This window comes from Henriciella pelagia, assembly GCF_002088945.1.
GTDB lineage: Bacteria > Pseudomonadota > Alphaproteobacteria > Caulobacterales > Hyphomonadaceae > Henriciella > Henriciella pelagia.
Window position 1 is genome coordinate 306,287 of record NZ_NCSU01000011.1, and the last position, 14,517, is coordinate 320,803.

The window sequence follows — 14,517 nt, forward strand, 5'->3', positions numbered from 1 at the left end:
AGAGTTCCCCAATGCGATCAGTTTTCGCCGTGTCCATGATGAGTCTCGCTGCTGCCCTTGGTACGACCATGGCACCGGGCTCAGCACCAACCGCAAACGCACAGGATGTACAGCCCGGCGAAACCATTCGGTCCATCCTGGTCGAGGGTAATCAGCGTATCGAGGACCGCACGGTTCAGTCCTACCTCCTCGTCGAGCCGGGCGATCCGTTTGATTCCGAGCGCATTGATCTGTCGCTCAAAACTCTGTTTGCGACGGGACTGTTTGCCGATGCGTCCTTCGAAAAGTCCGGGCCGGACCTGATCGTCCGCGTTGTGGAAAACCCGATCATCAACCGGGTGATCTTCGAAGGAAACAGGGCGCTGGACGACGACAAGCTGCGCGAGGAAATCCAGGTCGCGCCGCGCGGGATCTTTACCGCAGCGCGCGTGCAGGCGGACGTTCAGCGCATTCTGGAGCTTTATCGTCAGTCTGGCCGGTTCGCCGTGACGGTCGAGCCACAATACAAGCCGCTTGAACAGAACCGTGTTGACCTCGTTTTCGTCATGAATGAGGGGCCGGTCACCGGCGTGCGGGCCATTAACTTCATCGGCAATGAAGAGTATTCGGATCGCCGTCTGCGCAGCGAGATCGTCACCCGCCAGTCACGCTGGTGGCGTTTCTTCAGCTCAAACGACAATTATGATCCGGGCCGTCTGGAATATGACCGCGAATTGTTGCGCCAGTTTTACCAGAACAACGGTTATTACGACTTTCGTGTTGTTTCGGCCGTAGCTGACCTGACGCCGGACCAGGAAGATTTCTACATCACCTATACGGTTGAAGAAGGCGATCAGTACAATCTCGGTGAGATCAAGGTCGAGACGGAACTCGACAAGCTAAACGCCGATGCCCTGCGCGGGGCGCTGTCGATGCAGACGGGCGACCTTTTTCGTGGTGACCGGATTGAGAACGCGATTGATACGCTGACCTACGCCGCAGGTATTGCAGGTTACGCGTTTGTCGACATTACACCGGACCTGCGACCCGATCCCGAAACCAACACCGTCGATGTGACGTTCGCCATTGATGAAGGGCCGCGGGTCTATATCGAACGGATCAATATTGTCGGCAATACCCGCACGCTAGACCGGGTTATCCGCCGAGAGCTGCGTGTCTCTGAGGGCGACGCCTTCAACCGGGTCCTTCTCGATCGCTCGCGTAACCGCGTGCGTGCGCTTGGCTACTTCAAGAACGTAGAGATCACAGAGAATCCGGGGTCTAAGTCGGACCGGACGGTCGTGGACATTGCTGTCGAGGAGCAGCCGACAGGTGAGCTGTCATTTGCGGCCGGCTATTCTTCGGTCGACGCCTTCCTTTTCGATGTCAGCGTTTCGGAACGTAACCTGCGTGGGCGTGGCCAGTCGGTCGTGGCGCGCGTATCGGCGTCACAACGCCAGCAATATGTCGACCTGCGCTTCCGCGAACCGCGCTTCCTTGACCGGAACCTTGCAGCCGGCATCGACCTTTTCTCATCGCGCTCGGACTTTGGCGATATCGGTCTCGGCGGCTTTACGTCGGACACGATCGGTGCCGGCGTGAACCTTGGCTTCCCCCTGACCGAAAACACAAATCTCGGCCTGCGTTACCGCCTGCAGTCTGACAAGCTTGACCTTAATCTGGGAGAGGTCGTGATCAATCCGGATGGCACTCGGACGTTGGTTACGATCACGGATGATAACAACACACCAGATGACCCGACTGACGACTTCACCTATCAGCGCGTCGCCTTTCCAAGCGATACTGATCTTCCTGCCGACGCTATGGTTGTCGAGTCCTGTTCGCCGCTCTACGTGGGCCGTGACTTCGCAGCGTGTCGCCAGGAACGGTCTGAAATTTCTTCAATTCTCGGCTACACATTCAACTGGGATCGCCGAAACGACCCGATCGAGCCAACAGGTGGGTTTGACATGTCGTTTAGCCAGGACGTGGCGGGCCTCGGCGGGGACGTCCAGTATCTTCGTACAGAGGCGTCAGCTGCGACCTATAAGGGCATCTTCAAGGGCGTGCGCGCCAGTGTCCGCTTGTCAGGTGGATACATCATGCCTTTTGAAGAAGAGGATGGCATCCGCATCAACAATCGCTTCTTCCGCGGCGGCAGCTCGTTCAGGGGCTTTGACGTTGCTGGTCTCGGGCCGCGCGAAATTTACAGGACCGTCGATTCCGAAGGCAATACGGTGCGCCTCAGAAGGGGCAGGTCGCTGGGGGGCAAGGCCTATTACCAAGGTACAGCGGAACTGACTTTGCCGAATTTCCTGCCCGAGGAATATGGTATTGATACCGCACTGTTTGTGGAGGCAGGTTCAGTCGGCATGCTTGATGATATTGACGTCAGAACACCGACAGCGACGTACAACCCCAGCGATGGAACCGCTACCTCGCAATTGTACAAATATGGCATGGGGCTTCGTGCCTCAGCAGGTCTTTCAGTGGGCTGGGACTCACCGTTCGGACCCATCCGGTTCGACTTCTCTCACATTCTCCGCAAGGAGGAATACGACAGAACTGAAACCTTCCGGTTCAGCACGTCGACACGATTCTAAAGTTCTCAGGAGGAACGAATGAAACTCTTCAAAGCCGCTCTGGCTTCACTAGCGATGCTCATTTCGGGTGCCACGGTGGCAGCGCCGCTTGCAGCCGCACAAGGCTCGACCGTGGTCGTCATCGATCAGGCACGCATCATGCGGGACAGTGCCGGTGGCAAGGATATCATCACAAAGGTCAATGGTATCGAAACCACCATGCAGAATGAACTGAAGCCAACCGCTGACAGCCTCGCAACCGAAGGCCAGGCTCTTGAAGCCAAGACGGCGAACATGACCATGGAAGCGATCAGCGCCGATGCCGCGCTGCGTGCAGAGGTCGAGGCCTATGCCCGCAAGGCACAGGACTTCAACCGCAAGCGCCAGATTGCCTCTGCGGAACTCCAGGCAACCGAGCGTAAGGCATGGAGTGATTTCTTCACGGCCATGCAGCCAGTCCTGCAGGAAGTGGTTGCTGAGAAAGGTGCTGACATCATGCTTGACCGTTCCGACGCCGTCTGGGCCGGTAGCGCTGTCGATGCGACTGATCTCGTCATCTCGAAAATGAATGCGAAGCTGCCGACTGTAAACGTTGTTCGCCAGAAGCTGCCGACCCAACCGCAACAGCAGTAGTCGGAAATGGCGGTTGATAGCCGGTTTTACGAGCATCTCGGTCCGGTCTCGCTCAGCGAGATCGTTACACTTACCGGCGCAAGCTATTCAGGAAACGGCGTTGTCCAGATCATGGATGTCGCCGCTTCTCGTTCGGCGGGCCGAGGCGAAGTCTGCTATTATGAGGGCACAAAGCCGCCAGCACCGGGGGATATAAACCCGGAGGCGTCGGCTTGTTTCGTCACACAGAAATTTGCTGATGCGTTGCCAGAGAGCGTCGCGGCCCTCATCGTCGCGTTGCCAAGGTATGCGCACTATATCGCGTCGAGAAGCCTCGTGCGGTATCGCAACTGGTCAGAGCAGGCCGGACAGACGGAACCGACCAATGTCCACGAGTCAGCGAAGGTTTCGCCGGGCGCTGTGATTGGCGCAGGGGCGGCGATTGGTGACCGGACTATCATTGGTCCGAACGCTGTGATTGGCCCCGGTGTCCAGATTGGCCGCGACTGCGAGATTGGAGCGAATGCCAGTATCCAGAGTGCACTGATCGGGAATTATGTGAAGGTCTATTCGGGTGCCCGGATTGGCGAGAGCGGCTTTGGCGTGATGCCCGGACCGGATGGCGCGACCGACGCGCCGCAATTTGGCCGCGTCATTCTTCAGGACCATGTGACGGTAGGGTCCAATTCCTGTGTCGACAGGGGAGCATTTGACGACACCATCATTGGTGAGCACACCAAGATCGATAATCTGTGCCAGATTGCGCACAATGTCGTTGTTGGGCGCAATGTTCTCATGGCTTCGTTTGCGGGCATTTCCGGGACCGTCACCATTGGTGATGGCGTCATGCTCGGTGGCCGGGTGGGTATCGCCGATCATGTCCAAGTTGGCGACGGCGCACAGATTGCGGCCTCAGCGGGCGTATTTCGCGAGATTCCAGCAGGTGAAACCTGGGGCGGTACGCCTGCCAAGCCGTTGCGCCAGTGGATGAAGGAAATTGCCTGGATCAACAGGCAGGTAGAGTCAGGTAAGAAGAAGTGACGAGTGTAAACATTCATCCGACCGCTATCGTTGAGGACGGCGCCGAGCTGGGCGAAGGCGTCAGCATTGGCGCGTTTGCATATGTCGGAAGCGAGGTGAAGCTTGGTGATGGAAGCAAGATCCATCAGCGGGCCACTGTCATTGGCCGGTCGGAACTGGGAGCGAAGGTCGAAGTGTATCCGGGCGCCTCTATCGGGTGTGCGCCGCAGATACTCGGCTTCAAGGATGATGGAACGTCCAGGCTAACCATCGGATCGGGGACCATCTTGCGAGAAAACGTCACCATTCACGGCGGCTCTCCGACGCATGGTGGCCTGACTTCCGTCGGCGACGACTGCCTGCTCATGGTGGGCGCGCATGTGGCGCATGATTGCCATGTCGGCAATAAATGCGTCTTCGCCAATGGGGTTCAGATCGGTGGCCATATTATCGTTGGTGACCAGGTCTGGATGGGCGGGCTCGCCGCAGTGCATCAGTTCTGCCGGATCGGTCGCCACGCATTTGTTGGCGGTGGTGCCATCGTTGTTGCAGATATCATTCCCTACGGCTCTGTAATCGGGAACCACGCTCATCTGGCCGGGCTCAACATTGTCGGCATGAAACGCCGGGGGTTCAGCCGCAAGTCCATTCACGACCTGCGGGCGGCCTATCGCATGCTGTTCGCGAAGGAAGGCACCTTCAGCGAACGTGTGGCGGATGCTGAGGAAACCTATGGGGACTGTCCGGAGCTGGTCGAGATCATCGAGTTCATAAAAGCCGGCAAGAGCCGGGCGCTGTGTCTGCCGGAGTAGTCTGAAGCATGCCCAAACTTGGTATTATTGCCGGGCTGGGAGACTTGCCGGTCAGCATTGCTGAAGCGCGGACGGCCGGTGGTGATGAGGTCTATGTCGCTAGACTGGCAGGTTTTGAAGAGAAGCAGCTCGAATCCTATGCCGGAACAACTGTCGGGATTGGTCAGATCGGCAGGCTTATCAAGACATTCAAGGCGGAACGCTGCGAAGAAGTGGTGTTCGCCGGGATCGTCAAACGCCCGAACTTTTCGGATATCAAGCTGGACCTTCGCGGCGCAAAATTGTTGCCTCGTGTGCTCAAGGCTGCGCGCAATGGTGATGATGCTTTGCTGCGTGTCATCGTTGAAGAACTGGAGTCCGAAGGGTTCAAAGTTATCGCTGCCGAAGACGCCGCTTCCGACCTCAAGGCCGGCGCGGGTGTTCTGTTCGGTCCGGCGCCGTCCGAAGAGGCGATAGCGGACATGAAGAAGGCGGCGAAGATTGCAGGTGAGATCGGCCGCCTGGACATCGGGCAGGGCGCTGTCGTGTGCGATGGCCTCATCCTGGCCGTCGAGGCTCAGGAAGGTACCGACAGGATGCTGGAGCGGGTTGCCGGTCTTGAGCCAGAAATTAGGGGTAGGAGAGGCAAGGCCAAGGGTGTTCTGGTCAAACGTCCAAAACCAATCCAGGAGCGGCGCATAGATCTGCCGACAATCGGTCCGGACACTGTTCGCCGCGCCGCTGATGCGGGTCTTTCAGGCATCGGAGTCGAAGCCGGAGGGGCGCTGCTTCTAAATCGTACTGACATCGGGAAACTTTGTCAGGAGACCGGCATCTTCGTGTACGGCTTCCCGGTCGAGTGGGAATGATCGCGCGATGACGAAGGTTTTCATCGTAGCGGCAGAAGCGTCCGGTGATCTCCTCGCTGGCGAAATCATCGATGCCGTCCGGAGCGCGGAACCGAATTGCGAGATTGCCGGCGTCGGGAAAGAAGAGATGGCCGCCCGCGGTGTACGCTCAGATATTGATGTTTCTGAATTGTCGGTGATCGGCCTGATCGAAGGCTTGAAGGTCTACAAGCGGGTCGTCGAGATTGCCGACGCGGCCGCCGATGAAATCATTGCTTTCGCGCCTGATGTTGTAGCGTTGGTTGATTCATGGGGCTTCACGCTGCGGGTCGCCCAGCGCATTCGCGAGCGTGCACCGCAGATCAGGCTGGTGAAAGTGGTCGGGCCGCAGGTCTGGGCCACTCGCCCGGGGCGAGCCAAGACCCTGGCTACCACAGTCGATCACCTGGTTTGCATTCACGCCATGGAAGTACCGTTTTATGAGCCGTTTGGCCTGCCTGTTACCGTAATGGGAAATCCTGCATTATCGAGAGGCTACAAGGGCTCTCGGGAGCGGGGCAGGGCGCAGGTTGGCGTATCCGAACAGTCCGACATGTTGCTGGTCCTGCCGGGAAGCCGACCGAGCGAAATCAGAAATGTGGCACCTGTCCTTGTCGAAGCGGCATATCGGGTGAAGACTGCCCGCCCCGAAACGCAAATTGTCTTCCAGCCTGCAGCGTCCGTCCGAGCGAACTTCGTTGATGCTTTTCGCAGTCTATCGGACTGGGCGACGCTGACACGCCCGGATGCAGACCGTTTCGACGTTATGGCTAGCGCCGATTATGCGCTGGCTTGTTCAGGCACGGTGACCAGCGAGCTTGCAATGCAGTCGGTGCCGTTTCTCGTGGGTTATAAGACGGGCTGGATCACCTGGGGACTGGCCCGCGGTTTTCTCTTCAAGCCACAACATATCACGCTGCTGAACGTCGCTGCCGATGACACCGAAGTTGTGCCTGAATTCGTTCAAACGAAATTCAGCGCGCAGCGCATGGCGTTGAAGGCGATTGAGATGCTCGATAGTCCTGCCGCACGCTCAGAGCAGGTTTCTGCGCAAAACAAAGCCCTCTCCCGAATGGGAGAGGGCCAGGAAAATTCAGCCGAGATTGCTGCGGCTGCAATACTTTCAATGGTCTGATCAGCTGCGTTGCGACACCGGAACGAAATCACGCATCGCTTCGCCGGTGTAGATCTGGCGTGGACGGCCAATACGCTGCGTTGGGTCGTCGAGCATCTCGTTCAGCTGTGACACCCAGCCAACGGTACGGGCCAGGGCAAACAGGACGGTGAACATTTCGGTCGGGAAGCCCATCGCATCAAGGATGATGCCAGAATAGAAGTCGACATTCGGGTAGAGCTTCTTCTCGATGAAGTACTCGTCATTAAGCGCGATCTTTTCAAGCTCCATCGCCACTTTGAGGATTGGCGTGTCGCGAACGCCGAGTTCGTCGAGAACTTCATGAGCGGTCTGCTGCATGACCTTGGCGCGGGGGTCGTAATTCTTGTAGACGCGGTGTCCGAAGCCCATGAGGCGGAACGGGTCACTCTTGTCTTTCGCCCGTGCAATGAATTCGGGAATCCGGTCAACCGATCCGATTTCACGCAGCATGTTGAGGCAGGCTTCATTCGCGCCGCCATGGCTCGGCCCCCACAGGCAGGCAACACCTGCGGCAACGGCCGCATATGGGTGAGCGCCTGACGATCCGGCAAGGCGGACGGTGGAGGTCGACGCATTCTGCTCGTGATCGGCATGGAGGATGAAGAAGCGGTCCATCGCCTTGGAGAGTGTCGGACTGATCTTGTAGTCCTCTGCAGGCACCGAGAAGCACATACGCAGGAAGTTCTCTGCATAAGAGAGCTCATTGCGCGGGTTCACGAAGGGCTGACCAATGGAATACTTGTAGATGCGAGCAGCCAGTGTTGGCATCTTGGCAATCAGTCTGATGGAGGCGAGGCGCCGTTCTTCGGGATCAGCACTGTCCATTGAGCTGGGATAGAATGCGGAAAGAGCGCCTACATTGCCGGTGAGCATCGCCATCGGGTGGCTGTCGCGCCGGAAGCCATCAAAGAAGCGGTCCATCTGCGTGTGAAGCATTGTGTGCTGCGTGATTTCCCGGGCGAAGGTCTTGAATTCGGTCTGGTTGGGGAGTTTGCCATTGAGCAGCAGGTAGCAGACCTCGAGATATCCAGACTGGTCAGCAAGTTGATCAATTGGATAACCGCGATGAAGAAGAATGCCTTCATCGCCATCGATGAATGTAATCTGTGACTCGCAGCTAGCGGTTGAGGTGAAGCCCGGATCGAGCGTGAAGACACCTGCCTGCTTGTACAGGGCAGCGACATCAATAACGTTCGGGCCGTGAGTGCCGCTCAGTACCGGTAGTTCGTATCCTTTGCCATTCAGCTCAAGCTTGGCCGTGCCAGCTGGTTTCGTCTTGTTTTCCATATCAGCCCTCTATTCTTGCTTTACTTGTCCTGCGCTTCGGTGGAAGCGAGGTGAAAATCCAGTCGCCTGAGCGTCTCGTCCTTGCCCAGCCATGCCATGACGGGAGCGAGGTCTGGCGCAGGCAAACCCCCTGTCAGCGCCGCGCGGATGGGGGGGCCGATCTGTCCAAATGACAGTTCGTTCTGCTCGCAATAAGACGTCAGCAATTGCTGCAATGCGGTATCGCTCCATTCCGTAACATTGGCAATGGCTAGCCGCAATTTCGACAGACGAGCGAGCCCGTCTCCTGACAAGGCCTTCCTGGCCTTTTTGTTCAGGTTATCAGTGTTGGCGGTCCAGAAGAATCTGAACGCCTCAGCCAGCTCAGGCAGGGTCGCGCCTCTGTCGCTCATCGAGGGAAGTGCGGTCTCGATCTTCGCGAGTATGTCAGATGACAGGGGAGCTTCCGCCGCTTTCTCGAGCCATGGCTTGAGCAGGGTCATCAAGCGCTCAGGATCGCAAGTGCGGATGAAATGGGCGTTCACGTCATTCAGTTTCGCGAGGTCCAGGCGCGCAGGAGATTTGTTGATGGCTTCCAGGGAAAATACTTCGGAGGCCTCGTCCAGAGTAAAGAGTTCCTGGTCCCCATGGCTCCAGCCGAGGCGGAGCAGGTAGGCATTCAATGCCTCTGGCAGATAGCCCATGTCGCGATAGGCTGTCGTGCTGAGAGCACCGTGGCGCTTGGACAGTTTGGCACCGTCGTCGCCATGGATCATCGGGACGTGCGCAAAGACCGGAATGTCCCAACCCATGGCCTCGTAAATCGGTACCTGACGGAATGTATTGCGAAGGTGGTCATCGCCGCGGATCACGTGGGTAACGCCCATATCATGATCATCCACGACTACGGCGAGCATGTAGGTCGGCGAACCATCCGCACGCAGCAGGATCAGATCGTCAATCTCGTCTGCCTTGATGCGGATATCGCCCTGTACCTTGTCGGCAACGGATATCTCTCCGGAATCAGGCGCGCGAAGTCGTACCGTGTAGGGCGCATCAGTATCAGCTGGCGTGCGGCCATCGCGATATGGAGAACGGAATGGAGCCAGTAATTCGCTCGCTTGCGCAAGGAGCGCCTTTTTTTCGGTTTCGCTGATGCCGTCCTGCTTCGCGCTCGCTCTTGCTGCTTCGCCTCTTTCGCGTCGATCCTGCAGCTCTTCCGGGGTCACATAGCAACGAAAGGCTTTGCCGGAGGCAATCATTTGCTCAGCGCACTCGACGTGGCGGTCCGCGCGCGCAGCCTGGAAAATCGGCACTTCGCCTGACTCAAGTCCAAGCCAGCTCATTCCGTCCAGAATGGCATCCACGGCTTCCTGAGTTGATCGCGCCTTGTCAGTGTCTTCAATGCGAAGCAGGAACTTTCCCTGATTGCGGCGAGCAAACAAGTAGTTGAAAAGGGCAGTCCGGGCACCGCCAATGTGCAACATACCGGTCGGGGAGGGGGCAAAACGGGTAATCGTCGTCATACGTCAGACATTGGGTCGAAAGTTCACGGTTCCAATCAGTTTGATCGCCATGAACACGCTCACACGGCTTCAGGCAAGAGGTGGGCTGAATTCAGCAGCGATACCAGCCCGGAAAGGGCTGTCTCGCGCCGGATTCTGAAAGCGCCGGTTTATTTCGCGCTTGGAATGTGTGCCGGTGCAGCGACCTACTTTTCACTTCCCTTCGAACCCGCGGTCGTGCAAGTCGCCATGGTCTGCGTTTTCGTTTTCGCCGCCGTGAGAGCTGTGCGGCATATAGATCTTCCTGTTTTGCTGCGGCTTATCTGCATTGTGGCCGCCGGCACAACGGCAGGTGCGCTGGCCGGAAAGGCCCATACGGAATTGCGGGCGTCTCCCATGCTCACTCGTACGTTGGGCCCAACCATGATTGAGGGCTGGATCACAAATATCGAACCAGGGGAGAAAGGGCCGCGCCTTCGCATTGACGTCACTGCGATTGGCGGGGAGCCGAGCACGGCGCTGCCGCCTGAAGTCCGGATGACGCATACCTTGTCCCTGAATGTGGAGCCAGGCCGCTTTGTGCGGTGCTGGGGCGTTCTGCGACCTCCGCCTCAGCCTGCAGTCGCAGGCGACTATAACTTCAGCAGGCAAGCCTATTTCGACGGTCTTGGCGCTGTCGGATATGTACAGGGGCGATGCAGGGGAGGTGCGCTTAGCGGAGAACGGCCGGGCCTGGACGGCGTCAAAACGAGAATTGCGCAGTGGAGGCGCGCGCTGGCCATACATGTAGCAGACAAGGCTGGACCAGAGGCTGGAGGATTTGCGGCGGCCCTGACCTCGGGCGACCGAAGTTTCATGAACCAAGACAATGTGGAGGCGCTGCGAAACTCCGGTCTGGCGCATCTTCTCGCCATATCCGGCCTTCATCTCGGACTTGTAGGCGGGCTGGTCTACTTTGCTGTTCGACGAGGACTGGCGCTCTGGGAATGGCTGGCGCTTCGCTATCCAGTGCAAAAGGTCGCTGCACTCGCCGCAATTGTAGCCACTGCTGCATATATGACCCTGTCGGGAGCGAGTATATCGACGCAGCGGGCTTTCATAATGGCAGCGGTGTTCTTCGGGGCCATCGTTCTCGACAGGTCGCCGTTGAGCCTCCGGTCTTTCGCGATCGCAATGATCCTTGTCGTCATCCTTGAGCCTCAAAGCGTCATGTCGCCCGGCTTCCAGATGTCATTTGCAGCGACCGGTGGCCTGATTGCGAGTTTTGAGGCCTGGACGCGGCATCGCAGGCTCCGGGGCATCTATGGCGGGGGTATCGGCATGGTGTTGAAGTCATTGGTTCTGACGTCGGTCGTCGGGGCCGCAGCTACGGCACCTTTTGCGCTCTATCATTTCGACCGTCTCGCACCTTGGGGGCTCGCAGCGAATCTTCTCGCCATGCCCATCTTCACCTTTATCAGTGCGCCGTGCGCTGGGCTCGCCCTGGTGACCTGGCCACTGGGCCTGTCCAACGTGTTCCTTGGCATTTTTGGCATGTCTCTGGAGCGTATTCAGGACATAGCCGCATGGGCTTCGAACGGAGGCGGTGAGGGGTTTCGACTTGGCCGCGCCATGCCGGATCTCACTTTCGTGTGCCTGATTGTAGCCCTTGCCGTCGCCTGTCTCGTCGACGGTATCTGGAAAAGAGCCAGCCTTGTGGGTGCGATTGCAGGTTCTGCCGCTGGGGCCTTCGTTCTGTCACCCGTGCAGGTCGTTCACGTATCGGCGTCGGGAGACGCATTCATCACCGTTCCGGAAGGTTTGGTCGAGCGTTATGTCTATGGCGACGGCGACGGTCTTTCGCCCTTGCGGTTCTCGGATATCAGCACTGCGAGAGACTGTCGTGAGGTTGTGTGCCGTGTCCCTACTAGGAATGGAATCGTAGTCATCGGAGCGTCAGGAGGCGAAACCACGTCTTGTGGTGACACTCTAGCGCTCATATCGAGCCGTGAGCCCGCAACTGAATGCGCAGACGCGCCTGTCTGGTCCTTCACCGCGGCAGATGCTCCTGTCTCCCTCTATGCGACCGTGACAGGCAGCGTGAAGGTATCGCGGCCGCGATGCGGGCACCGGCCATGGACGCCCTGCCAAGAAGGCGAGGGCTCACCCTAGTCGTAGCGGCGAACCAGTGCGACAAGCTTACCCTGAATGCGCACGCGATCCGGTCCGAAGATCCGGGTTTCATAAGCGGCATTGGCAGCCTCGAGCGCAATGGACGCGCCCTTCTTGCGCAGACGCTTCAGTGTCGCTTCTTCCTCATCGATGAGCGCCACGACGATATCGCCGCTATGAGCGTCATCCGTGCGTTTCAGTATCACCAGGTCACCATCATGAATGCCGGCATCGATCATTGAATCGCCCTTTACCTCGAGTGCGAAATGATCGTCGCCCTCCGGCAGATCGTCTGGCGGACGGATACGGGCGGTCTCATGCTGTATCGCCTCAATAGGCACGCCTGCGGCAATACGGCCGAGGACAGGAATGGTGTGATCGGAGAGGCGTGGAGGGGCACTGCCGACAACACTGGGCCGGAAGACCTGTCGCCCACGGGGCGGCGCGGATGGCGTCGCCGAGTCCGGCAACTTCAACACTTCCAGAGCGCGCGCGCGGTTTGCGAGCCGTTTGATGAAGCCACGCTCCTCAAGCGCTGTAATGAGACGATGAATGCCGGATTTCGATGCGAGGTTCAGGGCCTCCTTCATCTCGTCGAATGAGGGCGACACTCCATCCTGCTTGATTCTCTCATGAATGAAGAGAAGCAGCTCTTTCTGTTTACTTGTCAGCACGATGGCTCTCCGAATCAACTAGATTTGTTCACACATGTTCTACATGCGTTCTCGTTTCAGGTCAATATCAGGTCGCGTTGCACAAAGCTTTGCACGCCTGGATGCGATCGGTGGACTTCATTAGGCTCTCGCCGATGAGAAATCTGCGAGCACCAGCCTTGCGGAGCCGCTGGATGTGTTCGGGGGTAGATATCCCACTTTCGGAAATCAGTGTCTTGCCTGCTGCCAGTTGTGGCGCCAGTCGTTCAGTCGCGGAAAGGTCCGTGACCATCCGCTTCAGGTCGCGATTGTTTACGCCAATGAGTGTGGTTGGTAGGCGATTGGCCCGTTCAAGTTCGGCCTCATCATGGACCTCGACGATGACATCCATGTCAAGATCATTTGCGGTGGAAATGAGATCGCTAGCAAGGGCATCGTCGACCGCCGACAGGATGACGAGGATGGCATCCGCTGAATGGGCGCGGGCTTCCATGACCTGCAGCGTGTCGATCATGAATTCCTTGCGCAGGATGGGGAGCGAAACCGAATTGTGTACCGCAGCAAGGTCGTCCAGTGAGCCTCCGAAACTTGGCATGTCAGTTAGGACGGACAGACAGGCCGCGCCGCCCTGTTCGTACTGCTGAGCCACGCTAATAGGGTCTGCTCCGGCTTCGATCATGCCGGCGGAGGGGGATTTGCGTTTCAGTTCGCAGATGAGTGCGTTCGCGCCTTCGCTCACTGTTTGCGACAAGGCGGCCTCGAAACCGCGAGGGGGCGCGGCAGTCCTGGCGGTGCGCAGAAGATCGCTTGCCGAGTGCCGTCGCTTCAGGGCTGCAACTTCATCTCGCTTGTACTCAATGATGCGGTCGAGCGCCGTGATCATGCTGACGTGGCTCCATGACTGATGGCTGCGAGCGTCGCGAGCGTGTGCAGGGCTGCTCCGCCGTCGATAGCGCGGGCCGCAAGGTCGGCTCCCGCGCGCAAATCATCCGCAAGTCCTAGAATGTGAAGGCCGGCAGCCGCATTCAGGACCACCATGTCGCGGAACGGTCCATGGCGGCCTTCGAGGAGATCACGTATGGCGGCTGAGTTCTGCTCGGCTGTGCCACCTTCGAGTGCGGAGAGCGGACTGGTGTCCAGCCCGGCATCGGCCGGTGAGATGGAAAACGACTTCAGGCCTTCCGATGTCACTTCGACGATGTCCGAATTTCCGGAGATCGACAATTCGTCCACCCCGTCGACACCGTGCACGACCCAGGCCTTCTGTACGCCGAGCTTCTGCAGTGTCTCGGCCATCGGCATGAGCCAGCGAGGCTCGTACACGCCAAGGATCTGGTGCGTGGCCCTGGCCGGGTTCGAGAGTGGACCGAGCAGGTTGAAAATTGTGCGGATGCCGAGCGTAGATCTGATCGGTGCGACATGGCGCATCGCCGAGTGATGGCTGCGCGCATACAGAAAACCGACGCCTGCTTGCTCAATTGAGCGAACAAAGCGGGAGGCTGGTATATCGAGCTCGACACCGAGCGCTTCAAGCACGTCTGCCGATCCGGTCTTCGGCGGTACTGAGCGATTGCCATGTTTTGCGACCCTGCCGCCAGCAGCGGCAATAACGAGGGCACTCGCTGTCGACGTGTTGAGCGAGGTCCAGGGAAGTCCGCCAGTGCCGCACGTATCCAGAAGCGGACCAGCAATATCCACTGTGCGAGCGTGCTGCCGCATGACTCGGGCACCCGCATAAAGTTCAGTGGACGTTTCGCCGCGGACTGCGAGGCCCATAAGGAACGCTCCGACCTGTTCTGGCTGGGCGCCACCTGAAAGTAGTGTGTCAAACGCGGCCTCGAGTGTCTCGGTGGCGAGTTCTTCACAGCGCGCGAGCGCCTTGATGGAGTCAGAGAGGGCAGAATTTGGCATTTGA

The 14,517-nt window shown here is 58.4% G+C and carries 12 protein-coding genes; 7 read left to right on the top strand and 5 right to left on the bottom strand.

The features are described 5' to 3' along the window. The first annotated feature begins 11 nt into the window (after positions 1 to 11). From bamA to B8746_RS11025, 6 genes are read left to right on the top strand one after another with little or no spacing between them, the layout of a single operon-like run. Complete coding sequence (bamA, locus tag B8746_RS11000; protein WP_084393726.1) at positions 12 to 2,582, top strand: outer membrane protein assembly factor BamA; 2,571 nt, start codon at positions 12 to 14, stop codon at positions 2,580 to 2,582. 18 nt (positions 2,583 to 2,600) lie between these two features. Next, positions 2,601 to 3,194, top strand: coding sequence for an OmpH/Skp family outer membrane protein (locus B8746_RS11005; protein WP_084393727.1), 594 nt, complete (start codon positions 2,601 to 2,603; stop codon positions 3,192 to 3,194). 6 nt (positions 3,195 to 3,200) lie between these two features. Beyond that, the gene (gene lpxD / locus B8746_RS11010; RefSeq protein ID WP_084393728.1) at positions 3,201 to 4,214 is read left to right on the top strand and encodes a UDP-3-O-(3-hydroxymyristoyl)glucosamine N-acyltransferase; all 1,014 of its coding nucleotides are present in this window, start codon (positions 3,201 to 3,203) and stop codon (positions 4,212 to 4,214) included. Further along, positions 4,211 to 5,005: an acyl-ACP--UDP-N-acetylglucosamine O-acyltransferase gene (gene lpxA, locus B8746_RS11015; RefSeq protein ID WP_188657366.1), complete on the top strand. Its 795-nt coding sequence runs from the start codon at positions 4,211 to 4,213 to the stop codon at positions 5,003 to 5,005. The genes lpxD and lpxA overlap by 4 nt, the downstream gene beginning before the upstream one ends. 8 nt (positions 5,006 to 5,013) lie before the next feature. Then, positions 5,014 to 5,853, top strand: a complete 840-nt coding sequence (locus B8746_RS11020; protein ID WP_084393729.1) for an LpxI family protein — start codon at positions 5,014 to 5,016, stop codon at positions 5,851 to 5,853. Positions 5,854 to 5,860: 7 nt separating this feature from the next. After that, positions 5,861 to 7,006: a lipid-A-disaccharide synthase gene (locus B8746_RS11025; protein ID WP_084393730.1), complete on the top strand. Its 1,146-nt coding sequence runs from the start codon at positions 5,861 to 5,863 to the stop codon at positions 7,004 to 7,006. Here B8746_RS11025 and gltA read toward each other — a convergent pair whose 3' ends face one another. Both gltA and gltX read right to left on the bottom strand, forming a co-directional pair. Further along, positions 7,007 to 8,314: a citrate synthase gene (gene gltA, locus B8746_RS11030; RefSeq protein WP_084393731.1), complete on the bottom strand. Its 1,308-nt coding sequence runs from the start codon at positions 8,312 to 8,314 to the stop codon at positions 7,007 to 7,009. A 20-nt stretch (positions 8,315 to 8,334) separates the two neighbouring features. Further along, entirely contained in the window at positions 8,335 to 9,819 is a 1,485-nt protein-coding gene (gene gltX, locus B8746_RS11035; RefSeq protein WP_084393732.1) for a glutamate--tRNA ligase, read from the bottom strand. Positions 9,820 to 10,335: 516 nt separating this feature from the next. On the opposite strand from gltX, the gene B8746_RS11040 reads away from it, so the two are divergent. Continuing rightward, the gene (locus B8746_RS11040) at positions 10,336 to 11,949 is read left to right on the top strand and encodes a ComEC/Rec2 family competence protein (protein WP_267905921.1); all 1,614 of its coding nucleotides are present in this window, start codon (positions 10,336 to 10,338) and stop codon (positions 11,947 to 11,949) included. Here B8746_RS11040 and lexA read toward each other — a convergent pair. The 3 genes from lexA to trpD all read right to left on the bottom strand — a co-directional run bounded on the left by lexA (position 11,946) and on the right by trpD (position 14,513). Further along, entirely contained in the window at positions 11,946 to 12,623 is a 678-nt protein-coding gene (gene lexA, locus B8746_RS11045; protein ID WP_084393734.1) for a transcriptional repressor LexA, read from the bottom strand. The two genes, B8746_RS11040 and lexA, sit on opposite strands and share 4 nt — an antisense overlap. Before the next feature lie 67 nt (positions 12,624 to 12,690). Next, positions 12,691 to 13,485 carry an indole-3-glycerol phosphate synthase TrpC gene (gene trpC, locus B8746_RS11050; RefSeq protein ID WP_084393735.1) on the bottom strand — a complete coding sequence of 265 codons (795 nt, stop codon included), beginning with the start codon at positions 13,483 to 13,485 and terminating at the stop codon, positions 12,691 to 12,693. Then, entirely contained in the window at positions 13,482 to 14,513 is a 1,032-nt protein-coding gene (gene trpD, locus B8746_RS11055) for an anthranilate phosphoribosyltransferase (protein WP_084393736.1), read from the bottom strand. Before trpD ends, trpC begins: the two co-directional genes overlap by 4 nt. Positions 14,514 to 14,517: the final 4 nt, after the last annotated feature.

Excerpts from the sequence above, each read along its gene's own strand:
- trpD (WP_084393736.1), bottom strand. The coding sequence starts at position 14,513 with ATGCCAAATTCTGCCCTCTCTGACTCCATCAAGGCGCTCGCGCGCTGT.
- gltX (WP_084393732.1), bottom strand. The coding sequence starts at position 9,819 with ATGACGACGATTACCCGTTTTGCCCCCTCCCCGACCGGTATGTTGCAC.
- B8746_RS11005 (WP_084393727.1), top strand. The coding sequence starts at position 2,601 with ATGAAACTCTTCAAAGCCGCTCTGGCTTCACTAGCGATGCTCATTTCG.
- B8746_RS11025 (WP_084393730.1), top strand. The coding sequence starts at position 5,861 with ATGACGAAGGTTTTCATCGTAGCGGCAGAAGCGTCCGGTGATCTCCTC.
- bamA (WP_084393726.1), top strand. The coding sequence starts at position 12 with ATGCGATCAGTTTTCGCCGTGTCCATGATGAGTCTCGCTGCTGCCCTT.
- B8746_RS11040 (WP_267905921.1), top strand. The coding sequence starts at position 10,336 with ATGACGCATACCTTGTCCCTGAATGTGGAGCCAGGCCGCTTTGTGCGG.
- trpC (WP_084393735.1), bottom strand. The coding sequence starts at position 13,485 with ATGATCACGGCGCTCGACCGCATCATTGAGTACAAGCGAGATGAAGTT.
- lpxD (WP_084393728.1), top strand. The coding sequence starts at position 3,201 with ATGGCGGTTGATAGCCGGTTTTACGAGCATCTCGGTCCGGTCTCGCTC.
- gltA (WP_084393731.1), bottom strand. The coding sequence starts at position 8,314 with ATGGAAAACAAGACGAAACCAGCTGGCACGGCCAAGCTTGAGCTGAAT.
- B8746_RS11020 (WP_084393729.1), top strand. The coding sequence starts at position 5,014 with ATGCCCAAACTTGGTATTATTGCCGGGCTGGGAGACTTGCCGGTCAGC.